General features: G+C 32.1%; 28 protein-coding genes and 1 pseudogene. 9 read left to right on the top strand and 20 right to left on the bottom strand.

All coding sequences use genetic code 11. From position 1 onward, the window contains the following. Positions 1–14: 14 nt before the first annotated feature. Together ABEY15_RS01785 and ABEY15_RS01780 are read right to left on the bottom strand one after the other, a co-directional pair. On the bottom strand, positions 15–632 hold the full coding sequence (locus ABEY15_RS01785) for a TetR/AcrR family transcriptional regulator (RefSeq protein WP_429888048.1): 618 nt from the start codon (positions 630–632) through the stop codon (positions 15–17). Next, positions 586–1854: an MFS transporter gene (locus tag ABEY15_RS01780; protein ID WP_429888047.1), complete on the bottom strand. Its 1269-nt coding sequence runs from the start codon at positions 1852–1854 to the stop codon at positions 586–588. The genes ABEY15_RS01785 and ABEY15_RS01780 overlap by 47 nt, the downstream gene beginning before the upstream one ends. A 705-nt stretch (positions 1855–2559) precedes the next feature. On the opposite strand from ABEY15_RS01780, the gene ABEY15_RS01775 reads away from it, so the two are divergent. Continuing rightward, positions 2560–3186 (top strand): isochorismatase family cysteine hydrolase, encoded by a 627-nt coding sequence (locus tag ABEY15_RS01775; protein ID WP_429888045.1) that lies wholly within the window; start codon positions 2560–2562, stop codon positions 3184–3186. A 309-nt stretch (positions 3187–3495) separates the two neighbouring features. Here the strand turns inward: ABEY15_RS01775 and ABEY15_RS01770 are convergent, their stop codons facing one another. Further along, a complete protein-coding gene (locus ABEY15_RS01770; RefSeq protein ID WP_429888044.1) occupies positions 3496–3783 on the bottom strand; it encodes a hypothetical protein in 288 nt (95 codons plus the stop codon). Positions 3784–4190: 407 nt separating this feature from the next. On the opposite strand from ABEY15_RS01770, the gene ABEY15_RS01765 reads away from it, so the two are divergent. Next, positions 4191–4688 carry a hypothetical protein gene (locus ABEY15_RS01765; protein WP_429888043.1) on the top strand — a complete coding sequence of 166 codons (498 nt, stop codon included), beginning with the start codon at positions 4191–4193 and terminating at the stop codon, positions 4686–4688. A 166-nt stretch (positions 4689–4854) separates the two neighbouring features. Here ABEY15_RS01765 and ABEY15_RS01760 read toward each other — a convergent pair whose 3' ends face one another. From ABEY15_RS01760 to ABEY15_RS01705, 12 genes and pseudogenes are all read right to left on the bottom strand, one after another. Further along, the gene (locus tag ABEY15_RS01760; RefSeq protein ID WP_429888042.1) at positions 4855–5361 is read right to left on the bottom strand and encodes a hypothetical protein; all 507 of its coding nucleotides are present in this window, start codon (positions 5359–5361) and stop codon (positions 4855–4857) included. 231 nt (positions 5362–5592) lie between these two features. Further along, on the bottom strand, positions 5593–6264 hold the full coding sequence (locus tag ABEY15_RS01755; RefSeq protein ID WP_429888040.1) for a hypothetical protein: 672 nt from the start codon (positions 6262–6264) through the stop codon (positions 5593–5595). Between the two features lie 186 nt (positions 6265–6450). Next, on the bottom strand, positions 6451–7263 hold the full coding sequence (locus ABEY15_RS01750; protein WP_429888039.1) for a hypothetical protein: 813 nt from the start codon (positions 7261–7263) through the stop codon (positions 6451–6453). Positions 7264–8182: 919 nt separating this feature from the next. Beyond that, positions 8183–9355, bottom strand: coding sequence for a Ger(x)C family spore germination protein (locus ABEY15_RS01745; RefSeq protein ID WP_429888037.1), 1173 nt, complete (start codon positions 9353–9355; stop codon positions 8183–8185). Next, entirely contained in the window at positions 9352–10851 is a 1500-nt protein-coding gene (locus tag ABEY15_RS01740; RefSeq protein WP_429888036.1) for a spore germination protein, read from the bottom strand. Before ABEY15_RS01740 ends, ABEY15_RS01745 begins: the two co-directional genes overlap by 4 nt. Continuing rightward, complete coding sequence (locus tag ABEY15_RS01735) at positions 10838–11935, bottom strand: GerAB/ArcD/ProY family transporter (RefSeq protein WP_429888035.1); 1098 nt, start codon at positions 11933–11935, stop codon at positions 10838–10840. Before ABEY15_RS01735 ends, ABEY15_RS01740 begins: the two co-directional genes overlap by 14 nt. 496 nt (positions 11936–12431) lie before the next feature. Beyond that, positions 12432–13706 carry an ATP-binding protein gene (locus ABEY15_RS01730; protein ID WP_429888033.1) on the bottom strand — a complete coding sequence of 425 codons (1275 nt, stop codon included), beginning with the start codon at positions 13704–13706 and terminating at the stop codon, positions 12432–12434. A 183-nt stretch (positions 13707–13889) separates the two neighbouring features. Next, a complete protein-coding gene (locus ABEY15_RS01725; protein WP_429888032.1) occupies positions 13890–14867 on the bottom strand; it encodes a VanW family protein in 978 nt (325 codons plus the stop codon). 213 nt (positions 14868–15080) lie between these two features. Beyond that, a pseudogene (locus ABEY15_RS01720) lies at positions 15081–15400 on the bottom strand (RNA-guided endonuclease InsQ/TnpB family protein); the annotation flags it as partial. A 299-nt stretch (positions 15401–15699) separates the two neighbouring features. Next, positions 15700–16587, bottom strand: coding sequence for an aminoglycoside phosphotransferase family protein (locus ABEY15_RS01715; protein ID WP_429888030.1), 888 nt, complete (start codon positions 16585–16587; stop codon positions 15700–15702). A gap of 45 nt (positions 16588–16632) precedes the next feature. Continuing rightward, entirely contained in the window at positions 16633–17082 is a 450-nt protein-coding gene (locus tag ABEY15_RS01710; RefSeq protein WP_429888029.1) for a VOC family protein, read from the bottom strand. A gap of 16 nt (positions 17083–17098) precedes the next feature. Further along, positions 17099–18277 carry a MalY/PatB family protein gene (locus tag ABEY15_RS01705; protein WP_429888028.1) on the bottom strand — a complete coding sequence of 393 codons (1179 nt, stop codon included), beginning with the start codon at positions 18275–18277 and terminating at the stop codon, positions 17099–17101. A 246-nt stretch (positions 18278–18523) separates the two neighbouring features. On the opposite strand from ABEY15_RS01705, the gene ABEY15_RS01700 reads away from it, so the two are divergent. From ABEY15_RS01700 to ABEY15_RS01680, 5 genes are all read left to right on the top strand, one after another. Then, entirely contained in the window at positions 18524–18883 is a 360-nt protein-coding gene (locus ABEY15_RS01700; RefSeq protein ID WP_429888027.1) for an ArsR/SmtB family transcription factor, read from the top strand. Next, entirely contained in the window at positions 18867–19319 is a 453-nt protein-coding gene (locus ABEY15_RS01695) for an SRPBCC family protein (protein ID WP_429888026.1), read from the top strand. The genes ABEY15_RS01700 and ABEY15_RS01695 overlap by 17 nt, the downstream gene beginning before the upstream one ends. A gap of 30 nt (positions 19320–19349) precedes the next feature. Beyond that, entirely contained in the window at positions 19350–19778 is a 429-nt protein-coding gene (locus ABEY15_RS01690; RefSeq protein ID WP_429888024.1) for an SRPBCC family protein, read from the top strand. Between the two features lie 8 nt (positions 19779–19786). After that, a complete protein-coding gene (locus ABEY15_RS01685) occupies positions 19787–20230 on the top strand; it encodes an SRPBCC family protein (RefSeq protein WP_429888023.1) in 444 nt (147 codons plus the stop codon). A 123-nt stretch (positions 20231–20353) separates the two neighbouring features. Then, positions 20354–20542, top strand: a complete 189-nt coding sequence (locus tag ABEY15_RS01680) for a hypothetical protein (protein WP_069034362.1) — start codon at positions 20354–20356, stop codon at positions 20540–20542. Positions 20543–20649: 107 nt separating this feature from the next. Here the strand turns inward: ABEY15_RS01680 and ABEY15_RS01675 are convergent, their stop codons facing one another. Continuing rightward, entirely contained in the window at positions 20650–21261 is a 612-nt protein-coding gene (locus ABEY15_RS01675) for a hypothetical protein (RefSeq protein WP_429888021.1), read from the bottom strand. A 617-nt stretch (positions 21262–21878) separates the two neighbouring features. On the opposite strand from ABEY15_RS01675, the gene ABEY15_RS01670 reads away from it, so the two are divergent. Continuing rightward, a complete protein-coding gene (locus ABEY15_RS01670) occupies positions 21879–22496 on the top strand; it encodes an RraA family protein (RefSeq protein ID WP_429888020.1) in 618 nt (205 codons plus the stop codon). Between the two features lie 79 nt (positions 22497–22575). On the opposite strand, the gene ABEY15_RS01665 is transcribed toward ABEY15_RS01670, so the two are convergent. The 3 genes from ABEY15_RS01665 to ABEY15_RS01655 form a co-directional block, all read right to left on the bottom strand. Next, positions 22576–23019, bottom strand: a complete 444-nt coding sequence (locus ABEY15_RS01665; protein WP_429888018.1) for an NUDIX domain-containing protein — start codon at positions 23017–23019, stop codon at positions 22576–22578. A 53-nt stretch (positions 23020–23072) separates the two neighbouring features. Next, positions 23073–24161, bottom strand: a complete 1089-nt coding sequence (locus tag ABEY15_RS01660) for an NAD(P)H-dependent flavin oxidoreductase (RefSeq protein WP_429888016.1) — start codon at positions 24159–24161, stop codon at positions 23073–23075. 86 nt (positions 24162–24247) lie between these two features. After that, positions 24248–25204, bottom strand: a complete 957-nt coding sequence (locus tag ABEY15_RS01655; RefSeq protein ID WP_429888014.1) for a S8 family peptidase — start codon at positions 25202–25204, stop codon at positions 24248–24250. 288 nt (positions 25205–25492) lie between these two features. Here ABEY15_RS01655 and ABEY15_RS01650 point away from each other — a divergent pair, with 288 nt between their 5' ends. After that, entirely contained in the window at positions 25493–25636 is a 144-nt protein-coding gene (locus tag ABEY15_RS01650) for a hypothetical protein (RefSeq protein WP_429888012.1), read from the top strand. 157 nt (positions 25637–25793) lie between these two features. Here the strand turns inward: ABEY15_RS01650 and ABEY15_RS01645 are convergent, their stop codons facing one another. Further along, the gene (locus tag ABEY15_RS01645) at positions 25794–26279 is read right to left on the bottom strand and encodes a cysteine hydrolase family protein (RefSeq protein WP_429888011.1); all 486 of its coding nucleotides are present in this window, start codon (positions 26277–26279) and stop codon (positions 25794–25796) included. Between the last annotated feature and the right edge of the window lie 100 nt (positions 26280–26379).

Below are 26379 nucleotides of genomic sequence, written 5' to 3'. Positions count from 1 at the left end.
ACAATCCCGAATCTTCATTCTACTTCGAGAGAAAATTTTAAAAATTGTACAAACAAAACAGATTGTTCTTTCATCATAATTTCTTCCGCTGATAGTATTGCATAGTCTAGTGCAAGTCCATCAATAAATGAAACAATCATTCTTGCTAAAATTTCACTATCATACTTTTTACTAAATTCTTTGTTTTTTTGACCTTCTTTTATGACATCAGAAAAGATTTTAATACCATAAAAATATCGTTCTTTCCCATACCTTTTTCTTCTTTCATCATTTCTACCGGTTATGAAAAACTCTAAAGTAATTGGTGCCAAAGGATCCATTCGATCATTTGGCACTCTGCTTTCACCGAACATTCTTAATAAAAGTAATTCCCAATATGAATCAACATTTTGATTCAATAATTTACTTGTTTCTTCAGACACTCTTAATAGAGACTCATATAAAAGTGATTCAAACACTTCTTCTTTATTAGCAAAATATTGATATAATCCACCTCTACTTACATTTGATGCGTCCATCACATGCTTCATAGTCGTTCTTTCATACCCATTTTCAATAAACACTTGTTTTGCTGCTTCTAAAATTTTAGTTCGACGTTGCTGTTGGTGCTCCTTGCTGACTTTCGGAGACATCTTTCTTCCCCCGCTCTACTCTATTTTTCGTTAAGAATCCTATTAGTGAGACAAATACTAAAAGTGATGCAGATATAATAAATGTTGGAATGACACCTATTATAGTTGATAGCCATCCTCCTAATAAAGGTCCGATAATTGTTGCTGTTGTGGTAACGCTTCCTATTACGCCAAATACTCTACCTGTTAACTCAACTGGGGTATCGACTTGAACAGATGCCTGGAATGGAACAAACACTAAGCCAGCTGCAAATCCTGCAAACAACCCTAATAATGGTGCCCAAACAATTGAAAAATCGAGATTAAAATGTGTGAATAAAGCCATCATACCAAAACCAATTCCGATTCCACAAACCCCAATTAACATTAAATTATAGGCACGATAATTTGTTTTTTTCGCTAATATAAAACTAGAAAAAAACATTCCTACTCCAGAACCAGTTACTAAATAACCAAATAAACCTGGTGACGCATGTTTAAGTTCCCTTATTAAAACTATAATTTGCGAATCTGATAACTGCAAGATTAAGAGACTATAACCTAAAAATAACATACCGACTAAAATTTGAGTATTTGTTTTAATAAATGATACGCCTTCCATAAATTCAGTTTTATAGGAAGATTTAGCTTTATCTTTCACTTTTTCTCCTTTAACCTGATTGGCAACTTTTGGTAGCAAGAAAATTAAGATTGCAGAGATAATAAATGATACTGAATTAATATAAAATACTGGTGTCGTTCCAGCTGCCGAAACTAGAATTCCACTCAAAATCGGCCCGAAAATTTTTGTAGCTGAGTCAATCATTGCTGTAATTGACATTGCGCTCTTTATTTCTTCATTCGGAACTAGTTCCTTTAACTTACCATTTTTCGCAGGATTAAAAACTGCAGAAAACAATCCAATCGTAAACAAACAAATATAGACCATCCACAACGTATTTGCTAATGCAAGTAAAACAAATAAACCAGCACGTACAATGTCAGATAAAACCATTAATTGCTTTCTACTAAAGCGATCTGCTATCGTTCCCGCAACAGGTCCTAATAAAGCCATCGGAACAGCAAGACATAAAATAATAAATGAAACCTCGATTGGCGAAGCATTCCATTTTAACCCTACAAGTGTAATGATCGCGACAATACTTAACCAATCACCAATATTTGAAATCGCTTGAGCAACCATTAATGTTAAGAAACCTTTATTATTCCTTAAACCTTTCATCTTGTTTACCCCCTTAAAACCGACACTTATGTCGTTTTTATATTAATTATAACGACACTAGTGTCGTTTTTCAATCGTTTTTTCTGAAAATTAGTTATATTCCTCGTTTAACTTTATTCAAAAATGGAATTAAAAGTATTAAAATTTTTTGATCGTATTACAGTCACTTAATTAATTGGAATGAAATTGAAAAGAGAAGAGAAATGCAACTTATAATAGTAAATTATTAGGACAAGATTAAATAAAAGGAAGACGCTGTTAAATTAAAAAGTGGATTTTTGAACTAAAAAAGGTTGTCAAATTAGACAACCTTTAGGAACACTTATTCAACTAGAGCATGCTTTAGTTGCTTAAGAAACTTCTCTTTAATTACATACCGTTTTAAAACGATTGGGGAATTTTCTTGCTTGTCCTGTGATCACTAAAGATACAAAGGAATCTGATCATATTAGATTCTTTACTTGTACTATGGAGATGAAACCGAGTGAGAAATTGCTTGGGACGATTGCGTTAGGGATTGAAAATGGCTATGTAAAAGATTCGGCAATTTATGTTCCAGGGAAGAATATCGGATAAGAATTGTCTTATTACAAGTCAATTCTCAAAAACAGAATACATTCAATCCTTAAAAAATACATTTATAAAAGAATAACAAATGAATATAGAAGATAGTATGTATAATTATTTGTATTGGAGGAAAACTGAATGTTTAAACCTAATCCCGCTATTACAGCAATTGTCATAACTGATCCTCAAAATGATTTTCTTTCACCAGGAGGTAAGGGATACCACTTAACAAAAAGAATAATCGAAAAGTATAACACTCTTGTTAATCTTGAACTTCTAATAAGAACTGCAATGAATAAAGGGTATCAACTCTTTATATCCCCTCATTACATTTATCCACATGATTATAAATGGAAATTGACTGGGGCTGAACAAAATATGTTATTAAAACTCGGGGTCTATCAAAAACAAAGTGCTTATACTCCACCTACTATTGGGGCTGACTGGGTTCCATCACTTGCCCCATATATTTTAGATAATCGTACCATCATTGCGACCGCACATAAAATCGCTAGCCCCCAAACAAATGATTTAGTTTACCAGTTACGTCAGCAAAGGAAAGAAAATGTCATTTTAGCAGGTGTCCTATCAAATATTTGTGTTGAATCTCATATGAGAGACTTAATCGAAAATGGGTTTCAAACTGCCGTTGTATATGATGCCACTGCTACTACAAGTGATATGGACTTTCAAGCAGCAGTTACAAATTATCATGCATTCAGCAGTGATACATGGTCAACTCAGCAGGCGATAACTCAATTATAAAAACGTATAGAAAGTAACATTTACAGATGGTTAGTATGTGATTCTCCAATTTCTGTTCCAGAAGATAATAAATAACCCTGTTTCCATTAAATTTTATTGAAAGTCAAGCAAATGAGTAAAAATATTTATAGATAGGTATTTTTATTAAATGTCACACATTTTAAAGCCAAAAAATGAAGGATAAGAAAGCAGAAATGATATCTGCTATTTCTATCCTATTTTTGTACCACAAATGACCTCATTTACTACAACAACATTTATATTTCTTATGCAACTAATGCATGCGTTAGTTACATAGCATTTTTATCTTTATTTCTTTTCAAAAAAGAAGCCTGTCCCATTTTCTTGTGGTACAAATCCTTGTTTAGATGAACTTTTTTCCACCATATTTTGTTCTTCTACTGTTATAGCTGTGGTAATATTTTTTCCTTCAGCTGCATTACCTTCTCTATAATCTTGTTCCTCTCTAGTCACATATTTGTATTGGTCTCCATTAGTCTGTGCATATACCTTTGTATTTTGGAAATCTTTTGTAAATCCGATTGATAATGCTAAAGCACCTGCAAATCCAATAGATAATACTAATTTTCTTTTCATAAATAAACCAACCTCCTTTTTTGGAAAATAATTACAATTTGTTTCTATAAATAGAATAACACAATTAACATAAATAACTTGTCTAATATTGTTTAACTATCCTGCCATTTAGCGCAATAAAAAAGACCGCCGAAGCAGTCGAACCTTGTTAAACTAATGCATGCATTAGTTTAAGTTCACTTCTTCACAAAAGGAAATGGTAAGTTGAATAGAGATTTTTACAGAATAAGAAATAATTGGGCTCAAGCACCCAGTTAGTTCAATGTGGATCTACATTCCAGCAAACTTTTTTATTGTATATTTCACCACTGGAGAAATATGTACAAAACCCTTAGGAAGGTTGTCCATTCAATTTTTCTCAACTTCTCATATATTAATTTAGATTTAAAAAGGAGGTGAACAATTATATGTCAGATCACAATAATGATATTCTCACAACAGGTCCTATGAAAATTCCTGGAAGAGTAACAGGTGATACAACTCCACTTCCTCCAGATATAATGCGTGTGTCTATTAAAAATCCAACCACTAGAGATTTTAGAATCCAGTTATTTGCCGAGATTTGTCATGTAGATCCAGTTACAGGTGTTGGATCAGGAGAGGAAATTTTTCCTGATGATGAATTTATAATCCCTGCGAATAATTGTAGAAACAGAACATTTCCATTTTTATTGGCAGGTGCAAATGTAGGGGATATACTCCGTTTTTTTGTAAAAGGCGACCTCGATGAAGAAGCAGAGAAACTCGAATTATCGTTTGTTGGTCAAAGAAGAAGTGACCAAATGAATGAACCGACAATGTTCTTCCGCCACTCAGACCTAATTGAAGTTGAGAATAGGCATATCCATCAAAATAATCAAGATCCTGATAACGCTTTAGCATCAACCAATTTTTGGGAAAACTAAGATTATTTTATAAAAGAAAGGGACAATCTTTAAATGATTTGTCCTTTTTCTTCTTTAACTAAACTGCCATTTACTTAAATAAAAAAAGCCGCATATTAGCAGCTTGTGATCTTCAACTATTGCATGCTTTAGTTGCATAAGAATCCCTTGATTAATAGTTGAAGAATTACTCGTCAATCGAATCTGCTGTTTTAACAAGGTCATTAATCGTGTACTTTGTTTCAGCATTTGGTAATTTAATTAACGTAATGTCATGATAAAATCCATCTTTTTTCCATCGAATCTCCTTTGGACTATCCTTATCCTTTATAATATTCACTTTTGTTCCATCTTTTAATTTAGTTGTTTTATGTTCTTGATCGTCTCCATTGAAGGCAGTGTTTTTATTGTGGAACGTTGTGATATATAATATGGTACCATTTCCATCAGTATATTTAATAGAAGTGTGATCATATGTATGATTTTCCATGTTTTCTCCTACTTCGAGTGACACAGTTTTTACATCAAAAGGTAGTTCCTTAGGAACGACTATTTCATTTTGAACATCTTTAGGTAGTTTTTCTACTTCTTTTTTTAGTGTAGGGTAGTCTTCTTTTAGCTTATTTAATGTGCTATTCCCGTTTGTACAGGCAGTTAATAAAAGAAATGAGATTGCTACAATAAATTTTTTCATTTCGGCATCCTCCTCTTTTACTATATTTACCAAACTATATTCAAATTCCTTTATTTTTTGACTACACTCCAATCTTTCTTATGCAACTAATCTGCCATTTAGTTAAACAAAAAAGAGTCACCTTAGTAACTCTTAATCTTCGACTAATGCATGTGTTAGCCATCCATGAATCCTCAGATTCACAACAGTGAATGAAAGTTTATATCGTACTCCCATGGTAGTTACATAAGATTATTCATCAAAAATACCGATATTAATTAGGATTCCATCATTGTCTAGCCTTTTGTGGTTGTATGGAGCTTGGCATAATTTCTTGTATTTTTCATTCCAAATTACATCTATGAAACTATATGATTCTTGAAGAAATTGATCAGGAGAAATGTTCTCATATCGATAGCATTCATTAGGAAATGCTTTATCGAATCCAAATAATGAGATGATATCTTCTTCAATTGCTATTCCACCGATTTTAAATTCATAAACGACATACAACTCTTTAAGAAAATTTGTGAAGTCTATTATTTCTTCATTTTCTATTCCAATCTGATCCCACTCAATGACATCAAAGATTGAGCCATAAAACCAAAAGTTAACCATTATTGCATTTGAAGAAATCATTTCAATTTGTAGTGTTGCTTTTCGTTTCCTTGATAAATAGACATATAACCTTAATTTTAGAGAATGAATGTAAATTGATTGTGGGTCTTCTTCGTCAAAAGGATAACCTCTATCAAAAAAATCAATAATTTCATCAACGTTTTTATCATATATCTCAATTTTATTTCTTACTTTTGATAAATTAAAGATAATTTCTTGTATAGTCTCTTTTTTCCTTTTTTTAAGTTCTAATAAGAAACTAACCTCAAGGAAAGGACCTCCTTGTAACCATTGAGACCACTGCATGAATTATTCCTCCTAGTTGTTATATAACTATTGCATGCGTTAGCCATCCATGAATCCTCAGATTCACAACAGTGAATGGAAGTTTATATCGTACTCCCATGGTAGTTGTATAAGGAATTAGGATAATTCCATCACTTTTTTAGTAAGGCTCTGTTAGGTTTAATGTTCCAACAAATGGGAACATCCCTATTTAGGGAGCTTCCGATTTGTTAGTGTTCCCACCCAAACATCTCCAATATTAATTTTATAATCAATGAAATTCCCATGTTGTTCTTTAATTTTTTCGATTTCATAAGATTTATTTCTTATCTCATTCACCTCAGCCTCTGTCAGAACCTCAGCCTGTATATTAACATTGAAATCCTCATTTTCCGAATAAATTTTGACATTAATATGGGCTTCCCAATCAAACAAAGCTAATTTATTTTTTATAGATTCAAATTTATGTAATGGGAATATTTTTGTAACAGGGTTTTTGGGGAATATGGGCTCATTTAAATAAGTGTCTTTGTATTTGTACGAAGCAACAATTCGTGTATGCATAAAGTTCTGTTCATAAAACAAAATTTTCAGATAAAAATCATCAGACTCTTTAGCCATTTTTTCATACCACCTTAAATATACTTCAATCATTTCGCTTAACCATATTCGCTTATACCAATTCGGAGGAGTTGTTAGAACTGACTCATTAAAGGGATGTTTACTTATCTTTACATACTTTATATACCTTTCTCGAAAATAATCAATATTATCTAAGTCGATTACATTTTGTCTCCATCTTTCTATATTCCTCTTGTGCCTTTTCCACCCCCGAATTTTCTTCTTTTTAAGGTGATAATCCTGATAATAATATTTCATAGCCGAAATTTCTTTACAATATAGAAGTTGATCCCTATATAAGTCAATTACATTTCTTTTTCGTCTCCATCTTTCTATTTTCTTCTTGAGCCGTTTCCATTTCCGAGTTTTCTTCTTTTTAGAGTGATAGAACTCTTTCATTAACACACATCCCTTAACATTTGTGTAAACTCTTAAACACATTTTTCGACAACCGCAAGCTATCATAAGTATCGGTTATTTCACGATGATAAAAAGGAAATGTTTAATATTGTGCTTTGTTTTTTCGTTAATGTGGCTATCGACAAATAAAAACCAGGCAAAGTGGTTGTCGAGCTTCTTAATTTTATATTTCTATCTAAAAACTTCCAAATCCTTGTTCAACTAATCTGCCATTTACTTTAATAAAAAAGAACAGCTTTTGGCTGTTCTTGATCTCCAACTAATGCATTGCGCTAGTTGCATAAGATATTTATTGAATGCATATAAAAAGTTAATATTTTATTATATTCTTAAAGTAATACACAAAAAAGGAAATCAAACCAACGTAAGTATAAATTACAAAAATTATTGCATAAAAAATATTTTTTGAAGCTATCGGATCAAAAGCATAATGCAACACATGATAAATCACTACATATAAAATACAACATAACCAAAAGTTACGTTCTTTTACTGATAATTTATTTTTAAATAATTGAAGTACAATTCCCCAGATAATTAGTATTAGTATTGTTCCAATTATATTTATCGGTGAAGAAACTAAATACAATACATATGTACTTAAATAAAAAGATATTGTTGCTAATGACAGTAATTAAAGAGATTTTCTCATTTCTTTTTAACATAATACGAAATATTATTTATTTTAATAATTCTTAAGTAACTATACTGCCATCAAGCTCAATAAAAAAATCGACTTTTATGTCGATCTTGTTGTTCAACAAAAGCATGCGTTAGCCAACAATGTATCTATGATTCACAACAGTGAATGAAAGTTACAATCGCTCTTTCATGCTAGTTTAAATTTCTTTTTGGGTTTTCATTAAATGGAAAAATGTCATCAATTTAATTAGCCTAATTATGGTTCTTTTGAGAATGGCTTCTGTAAATTGGTGGACTTCCATTGGCCGCTTGTCATAATTTGCACCTTTACCTCGACATCTAAGGATGACGGCGAAAGCGGAATTACTCCGTTCTTTTCAAACTTTTTCCAGTCTTTTACATTATTTCGATAAAGTATTTGTGAAAGCTGATAAACATCAATTCCTTTATTAAGCCCATTTTTGTAGGTTTCTTCAACTTCCTTTTTCAATGTTTTTTCAGCTATTTGTTTTACGGTTTTCATAGGCAAATATTTTACAACCTGAAAAATATCTCCTTCTATGCGAATCTTCATTCGAAAATGCGGTTTGTGGTTCTTTATATAGGCTACTGTTTGGATTTTTGGTTTTTTCAATACGATTTCTGTAACGGGCTCCCCATCTTGTTTTAATAGTATCGGTGCTCGGGTGAAAGTTTTGCCCGTCCATTTTAAACCTGATAATTCTTTTTCAGACAAATACCCTTTGTAGCTCTTTGAAGCTACGAAAGCCGACCCGCTATATTTTAATAAAGGGAAATCATTTTTGTCTGATTTCCATTTTTTTGTAATCGATAAGAATGGGATTTGTGTGGTCATCGCAGGCTCATAAAAATAAGCCCGAAATTTGTAAAATATCAAAGGACTAAAAAGAGAATAGTTTTTTGTCATTTCATTCGGGATATCTCTCACGGTATAAAGTGGTGAGAGATTTAAGATGGTTCCAGTTGCTAAAACCTCCTCGACTGGTTCCTTCGTTCCAAATACCCACATCGTATTTCTAAACTGAAAGAAACGAGCAAAGAATTCATCAATTTGTCGCATATCTCCATTTTTTAATACATTCTCAGAGAATACGATTGTATTAATGTGCTCCCAAGATACCCTTTGTTGAGTCGATTTATAAAAATCGAACGCTGAATGGTCTAAAATCTCCCCGGTTCCTTTTCCAATAAAAATTGGCTGTGGTGTCCGCATAGTAGTTTCTTGTTTGGCAAAAGTGGAAAAATTGATAAATTGAGGATAGAGCACGTATTGATTATTTTTAAAGTCAACTCCTAAGGAATTCATGTACCATACATGCTCTACTTCTCTTGTGTCCCAACAGCCGGTTAACAGAAAAATAGATGGAAATACTATAAGAAGTTTTTTTTGAAAAAATTTTTTTCTCATCTTTTTTCCTCACCCTTTTTTTTCGTGCTATCGTTCGTATGAATCTCTTTCGGTCTCCTAATCATATTTTTAAAACGAATTCGGATTGTTGCCGGAATCAAACTAGTTGGTACAAATGGAGAGTAGGGGGCCATAAATGGAACCCCGAAAGAGCGTAAATTCACAAGATGAACACAAATAATAAAAACAGAAAATATAAGCCCTGTTATTCCGAGTAAGCTTGATAGTAGATAGACAAAATATCGGAGAATACTTAATGTTCCCGAAAGCGACTGGTTGATTAAAGTAAATGTCGAAACCACAGAAATAGCCATCATTACGACAATACCAGGAGAAGCCAATCCTGCGCTGATGGCAGCTTGCCCGATAATTAATCCACCTACTACGGATAACGTTTGACCAACAGTAGTAGGAATTCTAAGACCTGCCTCTCTCAGTAACTCAAATAAAAAAATCATCAAGAATCCCTCTAATGTAGTAGGGAATGGAACTCCCTCTCTTGACAAAGCCAGTGTTGCCAACAATGTGTAGGGTATTTGATCCGGATGATAAGCGACTAAAGCAATCCAAAATCCCGGTAGAAAAACAGCTACAATTAAGCTGAAAATCCTCAGTACTCTTCCCAAGCTTGCGGAAGGAGCTGACGAATGCTGGTCCTCTGCATTATTCACGAAAAACACAAGAGTAACAGGTCCAATGGATACAGTCGGTGAGCCTTCCACTAATAAAACGAAACGTCCATAAAGTAGGCAATTTACAGCATAATCAGGTCGTCCAGTATATTCTAATAAAGGGAAGAGACTGAAAGGCCGGTCTGTAATAAGTTCTTCAATTTGATCAGATGAAACAATGCCATCGACTTTAATATTATTTAATTTGGATCGTACTTGTTCTAAAACATCTTGTGAAATAACATCTTTCAAAAAAAGAACAGCAACCCTGGTTTTACTTCTAGTTCCAATAACAAATTCTTCATAACTAAGGGAACATGTTTTCAATCTTTTTCGTATTAAACCAATATTGGTTTGAATTTCTTCTACAAATCCGTCCCTTCCCCCTCTTAGTGTCACTTCCGTACTAGGTGCTTCTACAGATCTTGCTGGTAGCTGCGCTAGTTTTATGGAAAAAACCAGTCTAGACGCAGTGAGGAAAAAGAGAACTTCTCCTTCAAATATTTTTTGGGCGAGGTCTTCCTGTGAAAAATCTGATTTAAAGAAAGTGATAGGGAAATCAAGTTTTGACTCCAAATCCTTTGCATCACCGGTAAATCCATTTTCCAACACTTCATGAAGATGAGGCATGATTGTTTTTCTCAATTCTTTTATGTCTATGAGACTTTGACAATATAAAGATAAAATAAAAAAATAACGTTTGCCACTGTCGATTTGCTGTTTTTGGAAAATGACATCTTGCGCTCCTTCAAACCAGCCCCTTAAAATTTCTTCATCCCACTTGACCTTCATCTGATCTTGATCAGGTTGCTTATTGTGCTTCATTGGTGTTACCTCCTTTCTCTTTATTCACAAACATAGAGAGGATGGCTAAAAGTACAAGAATCATGAGTATAAATACAAAAGTACCCGGTAAAAATTGACGGGATAAAAACAAATAAAAAGAAGTATCATTAATGGACAAAATGGATATCAAAGTGACCCACCCTAGGAAAAAAAGTTTTACTCCACTATTTACCTTCTTATTTGTAACTTGAAGAATATCTGAGACTAAAAAAGTAAGAAGAGACAAACGGATGAAAGCTCCAACAAACCATTGATAAACTGATAAAAAGTCGAGATGTTCAATATAACGACCAATTGAGACTAGCCTCCATTCTTCAAAGGCTGGGTATCGTTGCTTAGCAGCCACGAATGGACCAAACTCTGTGATGGCCCCGATCGTTGGTCCAAGGGTTAGGATTACAAAAGTGATTCCAATCCAAATCAGAGTAGTAAACTTTATTTTTTCATTTAAGTGTTGATGAAAAAAGAGGATAAAAGCTACCTCTACAAATCCTGATATTGGATAAATCATGCCTTTTATAACAGGAGAAGTTCCGTATTCTATATATGGTTTTAATAAAGAGTAGTCTTTATGCGGAAAATTCGCAGCCATGACAAAAAAACCTAAAAAAATGACAATTGGGAGAAGGATGCCCGCCGTTAACCCAATGGATTGAATTCCGTGCTTTGCATTATAGAAACAGATAATAGAAAAAGTGGCACCTAATAATACTCTAGGTGTCATTGGGAGATAAAACGATAAAAAGGTTAACGTTTCCTTTAAAAGGACGACACCCGAGGAAAATAGGTATAGGATGATCATAGCCATTAATGGGTATGTAATAAATCTCCCAAAATTTCCTTTAAGCCAAAGAAACAACTGTACTCCGTCCATACGTTTTTGGATAAAGTAGAGAATCGGTATAAAGAATAGTAAAGAAACGCTCGAAATCAAAATGGTAATCCAAGAATCACGGCCCGAAACGTCCAAAACCATAGGAATGATAATGACATGGTTAACAAGTCCAGTACTACCAATTAGGATAAATGACATTTGAAGTAAGTTGATAGTTTGGTTTTTCATGTACATTCCTCCAAAAAAGCAAATTCGTTACCAAGATAGTATATCCTTCTGGAATATTTTTATTATTTTTGAAGTAATCCTACTTAATTATCTATATCAAAACCTACGTATATAGTATGTAGTTCTTTAATTTATCATTAATACACCTCAGAAACTATCCTACCATTTAACCACCTATGGGAGCGCAAGCGCTGCACCAAGGCGAATGAAAATGTATGGTAAGTGTCTATACAAATACTGACTTTTTTCCAGTCTACTGTAATCACTAGGCTTTTTAGTTAACTCTACTCATTTTTAAAATTTGAGCAGAGTTTTCTTTAGTATTTTCATTTTTCTATTTATGAAGAAACTAATTTTCATGGTAGTTTAATAAGGAGATCAACAATCTATTTTAAAAGAGCCAAAAAGAAAAAGATAGAAGCCCTTGCTTCTATCTTTTCAAAGTTATAATGATGGATATCATACTCATAACTAGCACAAGAAAAAGAAAAATCAATTATTCAAAAGAAAATCCCACAGTTTGATTCTTTTCCCAATTTTGCTTTTTTTGTTTACGTAAAATGGATCTCATTTCGTCACATAGTCGAATGATATCTACTTTTTGTTCACAGTCCCACTCAATTATGATTGAAATATATAACTCATTTAATTGAGCATAAGAGAAGTCATTCGTTGAATCAATTAGTAACTGTAATTCTTCATTGTTTAAAATTCGATTTAATTTTTTCTTTTGTAAATAGTCAGAACGCATTTCTTTTGTTGGTTGTTTAATTTCATATGCTCGATCAAATCTACCAGAGCGATTCATTAAAGCTGGATCGATTTTTTCGGGATAATTAGTCGTTCCAATTAAAAATAAACCTTCTTTAGAAGTTGCACCATCAATTGTGTTTAGGAATACTGAGCGAACCGAAGGAGGCATACTGTCAATATCCTCGATAACTAGTACCATTGGTGTTATTTTTAACACTGAACTAAAGACCTCTTTAATTGTGTAACTTGATGTGTATTCAGTAATTTGCCAATATGCAACCGGTGCGTTAATACTACTTGCAATTGATTTTACTAATGTTGTTTTTCCATTTCCTGGATTTCCATATAATAAAAATCCTCGTTTATATGGGATATCATATGTTTTAAAGAAATCTCGACCTTCATTAAAGAAATGGTCTATTGATCGATAAATTTCTCTTTTTAATGATTCTTCTAAAAATACATCTTCTCTATTAACCATTTTGGTAATATTTTCAATTGATGTTTCGACACCGTCATCTGTATCTGTATAGACTGTTACATAATTTTTAATATAATCTCGTTTTCTTTTTAGTACGTATTGAAAAAAGGATGAAAGACATGAATCATTTTTTGCAAAAATCAGGTCTCTATTATATTGATTATCCGCTTCAAATATCATCGCTTTCGATAAAGCTACTCCGTAATTCGGATAATAGTATAATCCATTTTCAACCCTTGGCTTAATGATGAGTTCCAATTTTTTATCAGTGTGATTCGAAGAAATAGTTTTTGTTTCAAGCTCATTATAAATATGGCTGATTAATTGAACTTCACTCGATTCTTCTTTAAGATCTTCTTCTAGAATTTCCCAAATTTCATTGGTTGTATCCTCATCTGAATACATTTGGAAATCTACCCCAAATGTATCTATTAGCTGACTTTGAATAGTTGAAATGATCTTTCCGTAATCGTAGTAATAAGGTAATGTATTTCGTTCCATATCCTTCGAATCAAATAATACATTTATTTTTGTCATGCAATTCTCCTTTGTTTTCAAATCTTCCTTATAATTCTAAATCCTTAGTTTCTATAAGTCTAGTGTTGAAAAGATTAGGCTTTCATTAATTTTTATTCAAAATGCTTCTTATTCATGAAAAACACAAAACCCCACAAGAATCATTATTTTCCCTTGTGGGGTTTACTTAGTATGTATTAATTTTTAATCCCCTACCGACTTATGCGGTGGTACTATTTTTCCTTTTCTAGAAGGATTTGAAGAATGCTTGTCTTCTTCTGTATTTATTTCTTCAGGTAAACGAGTTGGAGCTACAGGGACATTTCTTACTTCATAATTGATTACATCGGAAGAATGAAGCGTAACAATCATACTTCCACCATATTGTTTTGCTCGAATTAGAATTGGCTGATTGTATTTATTTTGAAAACGGAAGTCAGGTCCATACCAACTAACAGTAGCATCTCGTCCTGCAGGTACATATGGTACTCGTCTACTATGGGTATATCTTTCAATAATTTTTAGACCAGCGCGATCTACTGCATTAAATAGAGTAGAGGAAACTTGACATATTCCTCCTCCTACTCCTTCAGACAATTCTCCCCTTACAATGACCGGTGCACGTTTATAACCCTTTGCTCCACTTCTCTCTCCTACTACCTTATTAAAAGAAAAAACTTCATTTGGGAAAACTACGTAATTATCAATTGCTTTTGCTGCAAGTGAAATATTATGGACCCGACTTTTATTATTCGAATTAAAGTAGGTTACATATTGTCCAATTTGTTGAATCCTAATATGAGCTAATAATTCACTATCAACTTTAGGATAAATATCTAACTCTGGTACTTCAATTTTAGAAGGTCCTTTACTATAAAAATATGTAGTAAATTTATCCTTAAACTCTTTTTTATAAAGTCTGTATCCTACCTGTCCTGGTACAATCCTACCTTGTTCATTGATTGTCGCATTTATAGGGATACGGTAAATTTGTTGATCAAGTTTTTCAATAAATTGATTAAACTTTTTATCGTTTATCATTGGTGTACCTGGAAGTGTCATTGTAAAATCTTCACGATTAACTACGGCAATCGGATGGCCCTGTTGAATAACAGTTAAGCTGTCAGGAAGTTCAACTGATTGCGTCATTAATAATAAACTAGCTAGTAATTTTTGTAACATAGTCGGATTACCGTTGCCAAAAATTTATAAAAATCAATAAGAATCTATAATTTTTATAGATTTTGTTTATTTCCCTGTTCTACGTGTCCGATTTCGCTAAACTACAAGCTACATTCGTTTGATATAACACTCCGAGGGCGTAAATTCGGATACAACGAATCCTACATTTTAGCATTAACCTTAATGTGTTTTTTTGCTAAATGATATCAAGCAAGCTTTTGCAAAATGCTTATTCTTCATCATCACACTATACTTCAACGTTTCCATAACAATTCGATATCGCTTGTTGTTTGATGATGATCATTATTTATGATATATAATACCAGTCTATGTAGGTGTCGGATCTTGTTTTCGATTTTTATAATGTTGCTCGTTTTGACAACTCGGTTTCCCTCCTTATTCATTTCATATTTTTGAGAAACATGACGCTGCAACCTACGTAGGCGTTTCTCAGCCTTTTTCATCACGATTTTCTTAATAATATTCTACCTTTTCTTACCATCCGAACAAACAGCTATTTTTTTAATTCCTACAGTATATTTCGTGCAAATTAACATTTTGAATATATTCTCAATTCGATCACCTTATATTAATTAAAACATGATAAGTGATTTGCACTTAGAACGATATGTGACATATTTGTAAATTTTTAAAAATTTAAATTAACTGTTACATAACTCTCAACTTTAGTATGAACCTTTTTTATTACTTTCATGTTTTTTCCTTATTAATCATTCATTAAAGCGAACACTTGCATATTAAAATCCTCACTCCAAACGAAGATAACAAAAAAAACGAGCCGCAAAGAAAGCAACTCGCACAATTTACATTATCAATCAATAACAGTTTTGAACTCGTTTATAATTAGATTTATCGTATTAAAGGATTCTTCCCTTATTGATGAAGTATTCTCTTTATTCGCATTAAATGTAATTAAAGCCTTCCATAGAGCCCAACCTCTCGCTCTATTCCAAGTATTTTCATCAAAATTTAAAACGTTTTTAAAAACATTTCTACTATCCGTATCGAAAAATGTCCATGCCATTGCTGCATCACATGATGGATCACCTACTCCAAGGATTCCAAAATCAATAACTGCACATAGCTTTCCATTTTTAATAAGTAAGTTTCCAGGAGCAATATCACCATGCACCCATACTGGTTCATACTCCCATTTGGATTTTAGAGCTGTTTCCCAAATTTCTGTTAGTAAACCTTTGTTAAAAATCGCTTTCGTTTGGTCTATTGAATCTCTAGTTTCTTGGTCGTAAACAGCTAAGTTTCCACCTCTAAAGAAATTATGCTTTCCAGCAATCGGCCCTCCATGAGCATCAATTGACTGGAACTCCTTTAAAAATTGCCCTAACTCTTTTGCAAATTGACTTAAATCACTTATATTTTCTTTATTTAAAGATTCTCCATCAATCCATTCATTGATTGTCCATGGCCAAGGATAGTATTTACTTGGACTTCCTTTTGCTAACGGTTTGGAAATTGGTAAACTTAGTTTATTCGCTAAAATGGGTAACCATTTATGCTCTTTTTCAACTTGAGGAACGTAGCATTCTGCACTAGGTAATCTTACGCTCATTTTATCCCCTAAATGGAACGTTCTGTTATCATTGCCACTTAATTCTACAGGTTTTATTTCTAAGTGAGACCAAATTGGAAATTGTTCATTAATTAATTGTTTTACTAATTCAACATTTATTTTATCCATCTAATCTCCCCATTTTTGCTATCAAACTAATAAATTATATGTATTTTACTTTTGAGTGATCAATATGAATGTAACGCCGAACTTGTCTGTAACTGTTCCGAATGCGGGACTAAATGGTACTGCTTCTAACGGGGCAATAACATGTCCTTCTTGTTTTAAAGAATTAAAAATGCTTTTTGTTTTTTCTACGTTATCGATTGAAAGATTAATTGTGACTTCTACTTTTTTATGTTCATGATTAGGTGTATTTTGTTTAAAATCTTTGTCCTTAATCGGATTCGATTGAATCGGCGCATCGAATAACATAAGGTCACTTTCTCCAATTTTTAAAATTGCATTTGCAACACTATTTTTTAGTGCTTCAGGACAAGGTATTGGCATCTCACCGTATGTTTGTATATTAAGAACCTCTGCTTCAAGTTCTTTTTCATAAAAATGTACCGCTTCTTTAGCATTCCCACTCATAACAATACATGGTGTTATTTTTAACGACATAATGCCATCTCCTTCTCTATTTCTTACTAGCTTTTACAGCTTTCTCTAATCGTTTCATGGCTTCTTCTAATGTTTTACGTGTACAAGCGTAATTCAATCTCATAAAACCATCTCCATCTATTCCAAAACCGCGACCTTCATTTAAACCTAATTTAGCATCATTAATCATAAATTCGTTTAATTGGTCACCTCTTAAGCCTAAACCTCTAAAATCAAGCCATCCTAAGTACGTCGCTTCTGTAACTCTCATTTTTACTTCTGGAATATTTGTTTTTAAATAATTATGTATAAACTCCGCGTTTCCTTTTAAATAAATCAATAATTCATCAAGCCATTTTTCACCTTCATTATAAGCTGCTATTACTGCCTCAATTCCGAAAATATTTAAGTTTTCTAAACTAGAACGAGCAATTGCATGAGAAAACTCTGTAAATAAATCTTGATTTGGAATAACAGCAAGTGACGAAAATAAGCCTGCAATATTGAATGTTTTACTTGGCGACATAAATGTAATACTCATATTTGCTGCATCTTCACATAATGAATAAAAAGGTGTGTGACTACCTTTCTTGTAGACTAGATCCGCATGAATTTCATCTGCTATTACAACAATTTTATTCTTTTTACATATATCAAATAAACCTGATAATTCCTCTTTCGTCCAGACTCTTCCAACAGGATTTGCAGGGCTACATAGAATAATCATTTTAGTTTTTGAAGTAATTTTATTTTCTAGATCTTCTAGGTCCATATAATAATAACCATCTTCTTCTATTAAAGAATTTTCAACGATGTTTCTTCCGTTATTTCTAATTGTACTGAAAAATGGAAAGTAAACTGGTGGCTGAATAATGATTTCATCACCTGGTTTTGTGAAAGCATCAATGGCTAAATTTAATGCTGGTACCACTCCTGGGATATTTGTTAACCATTCTCTTTTAATCGATGTATTATAACGTTTACTTGCCCAATTCATTGCTGATTCAAAAAATTCTTCTGGTATATGACCATAACCATAAATAGGATGTTGAGCTCGTTTCGTTATTGCCTCTACAATCCCGGGTGCACAAGCAAAATCCATATCGGCAACCCATAAAGGTAGTACATCCGTACATCCAAATACTCGATCAACTGAGTCCCACTTTGTACTATTTGTATTTTTTCTATTATGTTCTTCATTAAAGTTAAAGTTCATATTTAATCCCCCACCATTTTTCGATCTTTTATGATTACGATTTTATTATTCATATTCAGTATGATAGTTAATCAATAGTATTTTCGTAAACATAATTTATATCCAAATTATACTATTTCACTAGATAATTCAATTTAAAATAAACTGTTCAGTACATTTATGGATTAATATTTAAAAATCAATTGGAAAAAATATGAATACTGCTCGTGCTTGATTTTTATTTATTTTTACACTATAGTTAACCACATGGTTAACTATTATGATGACAATCTTGATCAAGTATTTTCAGTTTTATCAGACCCAACACGGAGAGCAATCATTCAAGAGCTATCTAAAGGAGAGAATACGGTTAAAAAATTAGCAGAACCTTTTGATATGTCTTTACCTGCATTTTCAAAACATTTGAAGGTTCTAGAAAACGCTGGATTGGTTTCTTTTAAAAAAGTTGGGAGATTTAAGTATTATTATCTTCTTCCTAATGCAATTACATCTGCATCCAATTGGCTTAACGAATTAAAGTCTTTATGGGAGCATCAACTATCAAGTTTGGAGCAGTTTTTATTATCTGAAGAAAATGGAGGTAACTCTGATGATCACAATGAATAACCCACAAAATTTCACATTAAAACTTAATCATGTTTACCCTGTAAAGAGAGAAAAAGTATTTGCCGCATGGACTAAACCAGAGCTTTTAAAACAATGGTGGGGTCCACAAGGGTATACAACTAAAATAGTAGAAATGAATGTTGAAGTTCAAGGTAATTACAAATTCATAATGAGTTCACCAAACGGGATTGAGCATATTGTTTATGGGAAATATTTAGAAATTTTACCTAGTGAAAAATTAGTATTTACATGGCAATGGGAGCAACAAGCTGAATTTCCAATTACAAATGTAACAGTCGATTTTCTAGATATAAATGGAAAAACGGAAGTAATTGTAACTCATTCAAATCTACCTAATGAAGAAGAAGCAAAAAATCATACAAATGGTTGGACAAGTTTCTTGGAAGAAAAGCTTAAAATTTTTTTCAATAATTAATTATAACCAAAATGAAAAGGGGAATTTAAAATGGTAAATATGCCACATCAAATTACAATTAATGCAACACCTGAGAAAGTATTTGAAGCAATTACTACAACTGAAGGTATTAAATCTTGGTGGTCTACAGATGCAAAGGCTGAACCTCAATTAGGAAGTATAACTGAAGTCGCTTTTTATAATCGTCAGGCTGTTTTTCAATTACAAGTTGATCAAATTGAAAATGGTAAATTATTAGAATGGACTGCTTTACATGATATGCCTGCATGGAAAGGTACAAAGATTCGTTTTGAATTAATTATGAATGAAAATGGTGCCACAATTTTAAATTTTAATCATACAGGATTCGAATCAATGGAAGGACCTTATGCAATGATCAATACAACTTGGGGTACTTTAATGTATATTCTAAAACAATATGTTGAGGGTAAAAATCCAGTCGTTTGGCACCAAGGTTAATCTAGATTATGGTAGATGTAATAACTGAAATAACAATTGACTGTCCAATAGAAAAAGTTTCCGAATTTGCATCGAACCCCGAAAACGCTCCTAAATGGTATATAAATATTAATTCGGCAGAATGGAAAACAGAAAAACCTTTAGTAGTTGGTTCCAAAATTGCATTTAAAGCGCGTTTTTTAGGAAAAGATCTTGCCTATATATATGAAATTATAGAATATACCCCAGGTAAAAAACTGGTAATGAGAACAGCTAACGGTCCATTTCCAATGGAAACCACATATACCTGGTCAAAAGTAAATGATTCTTCTACCTTAATGACTTTGAGAAATAAAGGAAATCCAAAAGGATTTTCTAAAGCAATTACACCTTTTATATCATTGATGATGAAAAAGGCAAATATGAAAGACTTAAGAACTATTAAAAGAATAGTTGAAACATTAAATGATTAAAAATTTAAGGTAGATCAATTAAGGTAGTAACTTCTGATAATAAATAATTTCTACTATTTATCGATTTTTTTCATAATGCTTGCAAATACTAATTACCATCTAAATATGAATGGAGGATTTGTAATGAAAAAAGAAGATGAATACACTGATGATATGAATCAACTATTAGAAATTATCAATGCAAAAGGTGATACAGGTGAATTACTTGAAATTGTAGACAAGTATAAACAAGCTGAAAATCCAGAATGTAATCATGACATTTTTTATCAAGAACTAAGAGTAATTGCTGAGGATAGTGCAAAAGAAGATTAGATACAGTAGGCTAAATGAGTAGTGGAACGACATTAGTTCCACTACTTTTTACTATTTTTACAAATCGAAATCAACCATTTGAATCTTTATATGTATTACCGATAAATTTATAAACTATATTCTTCAGTTGGAATTTTACCTTTTAAAATATCATATTCAGCTTTCATTTCACCAAACTTTTGAGGATTTCCATGATCTGGTGCATAATCCGGGTGCCAAAGCTTTGTATATTCTCTCATCTGTTTCTTCCAAACTTCAGCATTATCATTCGGATTGAAATACTTGAAATTATGTTTTTTATTTTTCTTGATTGAAGTAGAGTAATTTCTTAAATACTCTTCCCAGACTCTGGCCCAATCAACTATTTTCTTTTTATATTCTTTTGCTTTCTCAGCATTTTTTCTTTTTTCTTCTTTCTTCCAATCTTCCATTCTTTGACTAAAATCTTTAATACCTTGTTTTGAGTTTCTCCATCTTAGCTCTGCATCTCTTATTTCTTGATCAGTAATTTCTTCAAATAAAATTTCATCGTTAAGAACTTCACTAAGATTCCCTTCATTTTCCTTTGAATTTATATGTAGATCATACATTTCTTCTATCATTTTTTCGATTAATTCTGCACTAGTTTTCCCTGTAAGTTGGGATAGCTTTTCCAGTTTTTCCGTGGATTCTATTTGAACCTTGTGTGTTAAATAGACGTATTTAGTTTTGTTTCTCAAGCACCTCAACTCCTTAATTAAATGTTACTATACAAGGATAAATCTATATATTAAATAATGAAGTCAATCATGTTACATTCTTGAGTATTTTCACTTACTCGAAATAGGACTGGTCTAAAAATAGTCTAATGTTAAATATTAATAATGTAGTGAAACTTAAAAGAATGTATTTTCTTTATAAAATGTGCACGATAGTATCTAGATTTTCACTTCAATCAGATCCTTATTACATGATGTTTAAATCTTCAAGATATTTAAAGATAAAACTTTTCTTTTATAAAATGTGTACGATAGTATCTAAACTTTTCACTTCAATCAGATTCTTATTTACATATGTTTAAATTCAAGATATTTAAACATAAAACTTTTCTTTTATAAAATGTGTACGATAGTATCTAGATTTCAACTTCAATCAGATCCTTATTTACATGATGTTTAAATTCAAGATATTTAAAGATTAATCTATTTTTTATTATCAACTTATTTTATTCGATATTAATCTATTGCAACCTTTCTTAATTCAATAATTATTTTTTATCAAGCTTCATAATTTTTTCGAAATTCTCACGAGAACAAATTATTTATATAATTTCATTAAATAAATGATTTATTAGGGAGTGATTTCTATTATTAATCAATTTAAAAATATACCAACAACTTGTATTTCAGATGTAATGGATGGGCTAAATAATATGGATCCGTCAATAAAGCCTTTAAAAGAAGAATATAGATTTGTAGGAAGAGCACTGACTGTTAAAATCCCTGTTGGTGATAACTTAGCTGTATTAAAGGCAATTCGTGAAGCAAATCCAGGCGATGTCATCGTAATCGATGCAAAAGGTGATCGATACCGGGCAATTGCAGGAGACTTTGTTGTTGGAATGGCACAAACAATGGGTGTTAGTGCAATTGTTGTTGATGGGGTAATCCGGGATATCAGCGGTATTAAAAAATTAAATTTTCCAGTATTCTGTAAAGGAACTACTGTAGCTGCAAGTGGAAAAATTGGAGTAGGTGATATTAATATTCCAATATCATGTGGAGGTACATCAGTTAACCCAGGTGATATCATTGTTGGTGATGCAGATGGAGTAGTTGTAATCCCTCAATCGGAAGCAAAAACGATTTTAGAAAAATCATTAGATAAAATAAAAAAAGATGAACAAAGAGAAGAACAAGTATCTGGTAATATTGAAGCTATTAAATCGTATATTGATCGTATGCTTTTAAAGTAACAACTTAATTACTTCTATAAAAAAAGGTTCTCATTATAGGTTTTACGAAAAAAACCTATTAGAACCTTTTTTTACTTGGCTAATATTTTAATTTTTTTAACTGACTTTTTATAAATGGATCGATATCTTCAGGTAGTTGACTTAAATGAAAAAATTGCACTATAATTGATTGATTTTGATCTGGACAAATTTCATTTTCGAAATCTGTACAAATATAACCAATTGCTACTGTATGATATTCATCTCCGCTTTCTTCAACTTTATTGATTAATTCTGCTCCGGAATATACTCCAATTAATGATAAAGAATTTAACTTAAGTCCAATATCTTCGAGAACAGTTCGTTTAATGCACTCTTCAACCGATTCATTTAATTGTAATATCCCACCTGGTATACCCCAATTCCCATCTCCATATCTATATAGTAAAATTTCACCTGTAGCATTTAAGATGGCAACGCTTGGACGAACAATAATTAAAGGAGCATTTCCAATCTTTTCTCTCATACTTTCACAATAATTCATAAAAACCTCCTAAACTGAAATATTATTACTTACCAATTTCCACAGCATTCAACTCAATTTTTTTCTAAATCTTGAATTAGTTTTTTAGCTTCATCCATTATTTCATTTATTAAGTTTTCTACCGATTTCTTTTTAGCTAATCTAGTACTTTGTCCTGACCAAAGTGACATAAACTCTTTATTATTTTGTACGGATGACGCTTTTCTAATCGTTTGTGTAATCGTATTTTGTACAGGAAACTCTGGTAAATCTGCCTCGTTTTTTTTCATTTCCGTAATAAATTTATTTTCGATTCCTCTTGCCCATTTCCCTGAAAATGCACGGGTCAAAACTAACTGGTCTTCTGTAGAATTTAGAATAGCATTCTTATGTACTTCATGTGCCCCACTTTCAATACAGGTTAGAAAAGCGGTACCCATCTGAACAGCTTTCGCCCCTAAACAAAGAGACGCCATTAAGCCTCTTCCGTCCATAATTCCACCTGCTGCAATTACTGGAATACTAACCTGATCAACTACTTGAGGTATTAGAGACATTAATCCAATTAAACTTTCCTCATGATCGTTTAAGAAATTACCTCGATGTCCACCTGCTTCACTACCTTGTACGACAATTAGATCCATTCCTGATTTCTCAATTTCAATTGCTTCATTTACAGTAGTGGCTGTTCCAATCAAAATAATATTATGAAGCTTTAACTCTTTTATCATTTCTTTTGAAGGTATACCAAATGTAAATGAACAAATCGGAACACCTTCTTCAATGATCACTTTAATTTGTTCGTGAAATGTATCATTTAAAGAATTAAAATTTTGAACTTGTATGTGATCATTTTGTTTTATATTTAAATCTTCATTAAAAGGTTGTAATAAATCATTGGATTTTGAAATTTCATTTTCGTTTACTCTAAAATCATTTGGGACAAATAAATTAATTCCGAAGCTTTTATTAGTTAATGTTTTTATTTCTCTAATTTGTTCACGTATTTGTGATGGAGTCATATAGCCTGCTCCAATTGTCCCTAAAGCTCCACAATTTGAAACTTCAGCTACAAAATCTGAGGTTGTGATTCCACCAGCCATCGGAGCTTGTATAACTGGACATTCTATCTTTAAAAGTTCAGTTATTTGATTTTTAAACATTCATTTCACCTCTATTAGTTTTAACTTTTTTCAATTCATCAAAAAAGTCCCGAATAGTCTACCAACACTACCCGGGACTTTTCCTATTATTTTATTACATTCGGAGACTTTGAGGGTATATTTACGCCTAGATTTAAAAGTCCATGGCCTTCCTCAAACGAACTGTATCCGATTGGTACTGTATGACTTATTAACAGTTCGAACAAATCTGGTTCAGTGATTTTCTCATTATTCTCAGACTCAGACTGTTGAATTAATAATGCAATTGCCCCTGATACATGTGGTGTTGCCATTGATGTACCAGAAAGAACAGCATATTGATTTGTCGGATACGTCGAAAGAATCTTTTCTCCCGGCGCAACTAAATCAATTTCGTTATTTGTATTACTAAAATTGGATAATCGTTTTTGAAGACTTACGGAACCTACTTCTATAACTTCATCGTAAGCACCTGGATAGCTATATTCATTGGTTGTGTCATCACCATCACCTTCGTTACCAGCTGCACATACAACGGCTATATTTTGTTCAACCGCTCTTTGAATCGCTTCATGTAACGAAGAATCATCCTCTGGACCACCTAATGACATTGAAATCACTCGAACAGTTTCTCCATTAGAGCCTTTCCAATTCGTCGCATAATCAATCGCTTGTACAATTGATTCAATACTACCTTCCCCAGCTCCAGAGAGTACTTTTAAAACGAGAAGTTTTGCTTTTGGAGCTACCCCTACAACACCTTCTCCATTTTCGGAAGCTGCAATCGTTCCACATACATGTGTACCGTGACCATTATTATCTAAGAATACGTTAGGATCCCCACCGTAATCTTCTGTAAAATTATATCCACCAATAATTCGCTCTTGTAATTCAGGGTGGTCAGTCTGACAGCCCGTATCAATAACTGCTACAACCACGTCTTCCCCTTGACACCCTTTGTCCCAAATAGATTTAGCATCAATTAAACGAACTCCAGGTGGTACTTCATTTGTACTACCTTTAATTTCTTCCAGCTTGTAAGGAATTAATCTAAATTTAGACATACCTACCAACTCCTTTTTGGGATTTATTCATAAAGGATAAATCTTTGAGGTATAGATTAGTATTCTGCACCCATCCATAATTTTCCTTTAAATAAATTCAACTTTATTTAAAATTAATTCTAAAACGGTTGGAGATTAATAGATTCACTTATTTAATTAAGCAATTTGATAAATCTTCTTTCACTACATAAAAACTTTGCTAACCTTTACATCAGATTAATCTTGGCTTAAAAAAATGGATTTATAATCTAATAGTGTTAAGGCATTATTCAAATTAGGGGGAATAAAATGCTTACTAATTTATTTACTGAAATCAAATTTTGGTGGTTTGGAGAGTTACGAGAAGAAATAGAAGAAATAGAACGAATTGAATCCAAGCATACAAGAGTTCGATTTGACTCTGATATTTATGAATTAATCCGCATCCATTAGAAGAATATGAGGGATATTGTCTAAATTTCCAATAGATAAAATTAGAACCACAAGATCATTTTACCTTGTGGTTTCTTTGTTGTTCTCCAATTCAAAATAGTGCCCAAATTACCAAGACTTATAAGAGCACTTTTTATGTTATCAATCTATATTTATATTAAATAATGTATGGGACAACATTGTATGAAATAATGTTTCGATCACGATACGTTTGAGTTATTACATCACTTTTTGTGCTTAATATTCCATTTTGCAATAAGACTGGTTTAAATCCCCTTTCGCTAGCCCCATTATAAGTAAATAGAACACAATGTTCTGCTGCAAATCCAGCTATTATAACTAACTCAACGTCATTTCCTTTCAAAATCTGCTCTAATTCAGAATTCCAAAATGCATTTGAATGTTCTTTTGAAACACATATATCTTGCTCTTCTACTTTAATTTCCGGGATGAAAGAAAGTAATTCTGAATTTAGTTCATCTGCTCCTTCGATATCTTGAACATGTATAACTAAATGATTTTTAGATCGGATACTGTCAGCAACAAAGTTTATATATTCACAAGCACTTTCGACATTCAATGATTCTTTTTTATCCTCTAAAAATATTTTTTGCATATCAATAATTAGAAAACCAATTTTCATTATTTGCCCTCCATGACACTTTATATTCCTTTTAATAATTATTCTATTTGTTTTGTTATAGTCCTACTTTTTTTATAAAAAAAGCTAATAGATTACTTTA

Origin of the sequence: Gottfriedia acidiceleris, from assembly GCF_050457485.1 — a bacterium.
GTDB classification, from domain to species: Bacteria; Bacillota; Bacilli; order Bacillales; family Bacillaceae_G; genus Gottfriedia; species Gottfriedia acidiceleris_D.
The sequence above is the reverse complement of the archived record's forward strand: the minus strand, read 5'-3'. Positions and strand labels throughout refer to the sequence as shown.

Excerpts from the sequence above, each read along its gene's own strand:
- ABEY15_RS01700 (WP_429888027.1), top strand. The coding sequence starts at position 18,524 with ATGGTTAACTATTATGATGACAATCTTGATCAAGTATTTTCAGTTTTA.
- ABEY15_RS01650 (WP_429888012.1), top strand. The coding sequence starts at position 25,493 with ATGCTTACTAATTTATTTACTGAAATCAAATTTTGGTGGTTTGGAGAG.
- ABEY15_RS01680 (WP_069034362.1), top strand. The coding sequence starts at position 20,354 with ATGAAAAAAGAAGATGAATACACTGATGATATGAATCAACTATTAGAA.
- ABEY15_RS01770 (WP_429888044.1), bottom strand. The coding sequence starts at position 3,783 with ATGAAAAGAAAATTAGTATTATCTATTGGATTTGCAGGTGCTTTAGCA.
- ABEY15_RS01655 (WP_429888014.1), bottom strand. The coding sequence starts at position 25,204 with ATGTCTAAATTTAGATTAATTCCTTACAAGCTGGAAGAAATTAAAGGT.
- ABEY15_RS01665 (WP_429888018.1), bottom strand. The coding sequence starts at position 23,019 with ATGAATTATTGTGAAAGTATGAGAGAAAAGATTGGAAATGCTCCTTTA.
- ABEY15_RS01725 (WP_429888032.1), bottom strand. The coding sequence starts at position 14,867 with ATGTTACAAAAATTACTAGCTAGTTTATTATTAATGACGCAATCAGTT.
- ABEY15_RS01760 (WP_429888042.1), bottom strand. The coding sequence starts at position 5,361 with ATGAAAAAATTTATTGTAGCAATCTCATTTCTTTTATTAACTGCCTGT.
- ABEY15_RS01740 (WP_429888036.1), bottom strand. The coding sequence starts at position 10,851 with ATGAAGCACAATAAGCAACCTGATCAAGATCAGATGAAGGTCAAGTGG.
- ABEY15_RS01755 (WP_429888040.1), bottom strand. The coding sequence starts at position 6,264 with ATGCAGTGGTCTCAATGGTTACAAGGAGGTCCTTTCCTTGAGGTTAGT.
- ABEY15_RS01745 (WP_429888037.1), bottom strand. The coding sequence starts at position 9,355 with ATGAGAAAAAAATTTTTTCAAAAAAAACTTCTTATAGTATTTCCATCT.
- ABEY15_RS01705 (WP_429888028.1), bottom strand. The coding sequence starts at position 18,277 with ATGAACTTTAACTTTAATGAAGAACATAATAGAAAAAATACAAATAGT.
- ABEY15_RS01750 (WP_429888039.1), bottom strand. The coding sequence starts at position 7,263 with ATGAAAGAGTTCTATCACTCTAAAAAGAAGAAAACTCGGAAATGGAAA.
- ABEY15_RS01690 (WP_429888024.1), top strand. The coding sequence starts at position 19,350 with ATGGTAAATATGCCACATCAAATTACAATTAATGCAACACCTGAGAAA.
- ABEY15_RS01695 (WP_429888026.1), top strand. The coding sequence starts at position 18,867 with ATGATCACAATGAATAACCCACAAAATTTCACATTAAAACTTAATCAT.
- ABEY15_RS01685 (WP_429888023.1), top strand. The coding sequence starts at position 19,787 with ATGGTAGATGTAATAACTGAAATAACAATTGACTGTCCAATAGAAAAA.
- ABEY15_RS01780 (WP_429888047.1), bottom strand. The coding sequence starts at position 1,854 with ATGAAAGGTTTAAGGAATAATAAAGGTTTCTTAACATTAATGGTTGCT.
- ABEY15_RS01735 (WP_429888035.1), bottom strand. The coding sequence starts at position 11,935 with ATGAAAAACCAAACTATCAACTTACTTCAAATGTCATTTATCCTAATT.
- ABEY15_RS01660 (WP_429888016.1), bottom strand. The coding sequence starts at position 24,161 with ATGTTTAAAAATCAAATAACTGAACTTTTAAAGATAGAATGTCCAGTT.
- ABEY15_RS01785 (WP_429888048.1), bottom strand. The coding sequence starts at position 632 with ATGTCTCCGAAAGTCAGCAAGGAGCACCAACAGCAACGTCGAACTAAA.
- ABEY15_RS01710 (WP_429888029.1), bottom strand. The coding sequence starts at position 17,082 with ATGTCGTTAAAAATAACACCATGTATTGTTATGAGTGGGAATGCTAAA.
- ABEY15_RS01715 (WP_429888030.1), bottom strand. The coding sequence starts at position 16,587 with ATGGATAAAATAAATGTTGAATTAGTAAAACAATTAATTAATGAACAA.
- ABEY15_RS01645 (WP_429888011.1), bottom strand. The coding sequence starts at position 26,279 with ATGAAAATTGGTTTTCTAATTATTGATATGCAAAAAATATTTTTAGAG.
- ABEY15_RS01765 (WP_429888043.1), top strand. The coding sequence starts at position 4,191 with ATGTCAGATCACAATAATGATATTCTCACAACAGGTCCTATGAAAATT.
- ABEY15_RS01775 (WP_429888045.1), top strand. The coding sequence starts at position 2,560 with ATGTTTAAACCTAATCCCGCTATTACAGCAATTGTCATAACTGATCCT.
- ABEY15_RS01730 (WP_429888033.1), bottom strand. The coding sequence starts at position 13,706 with ATGACAAAAATAAATGTATTATTTGATTCGAAGGATATGGAACGAAAT.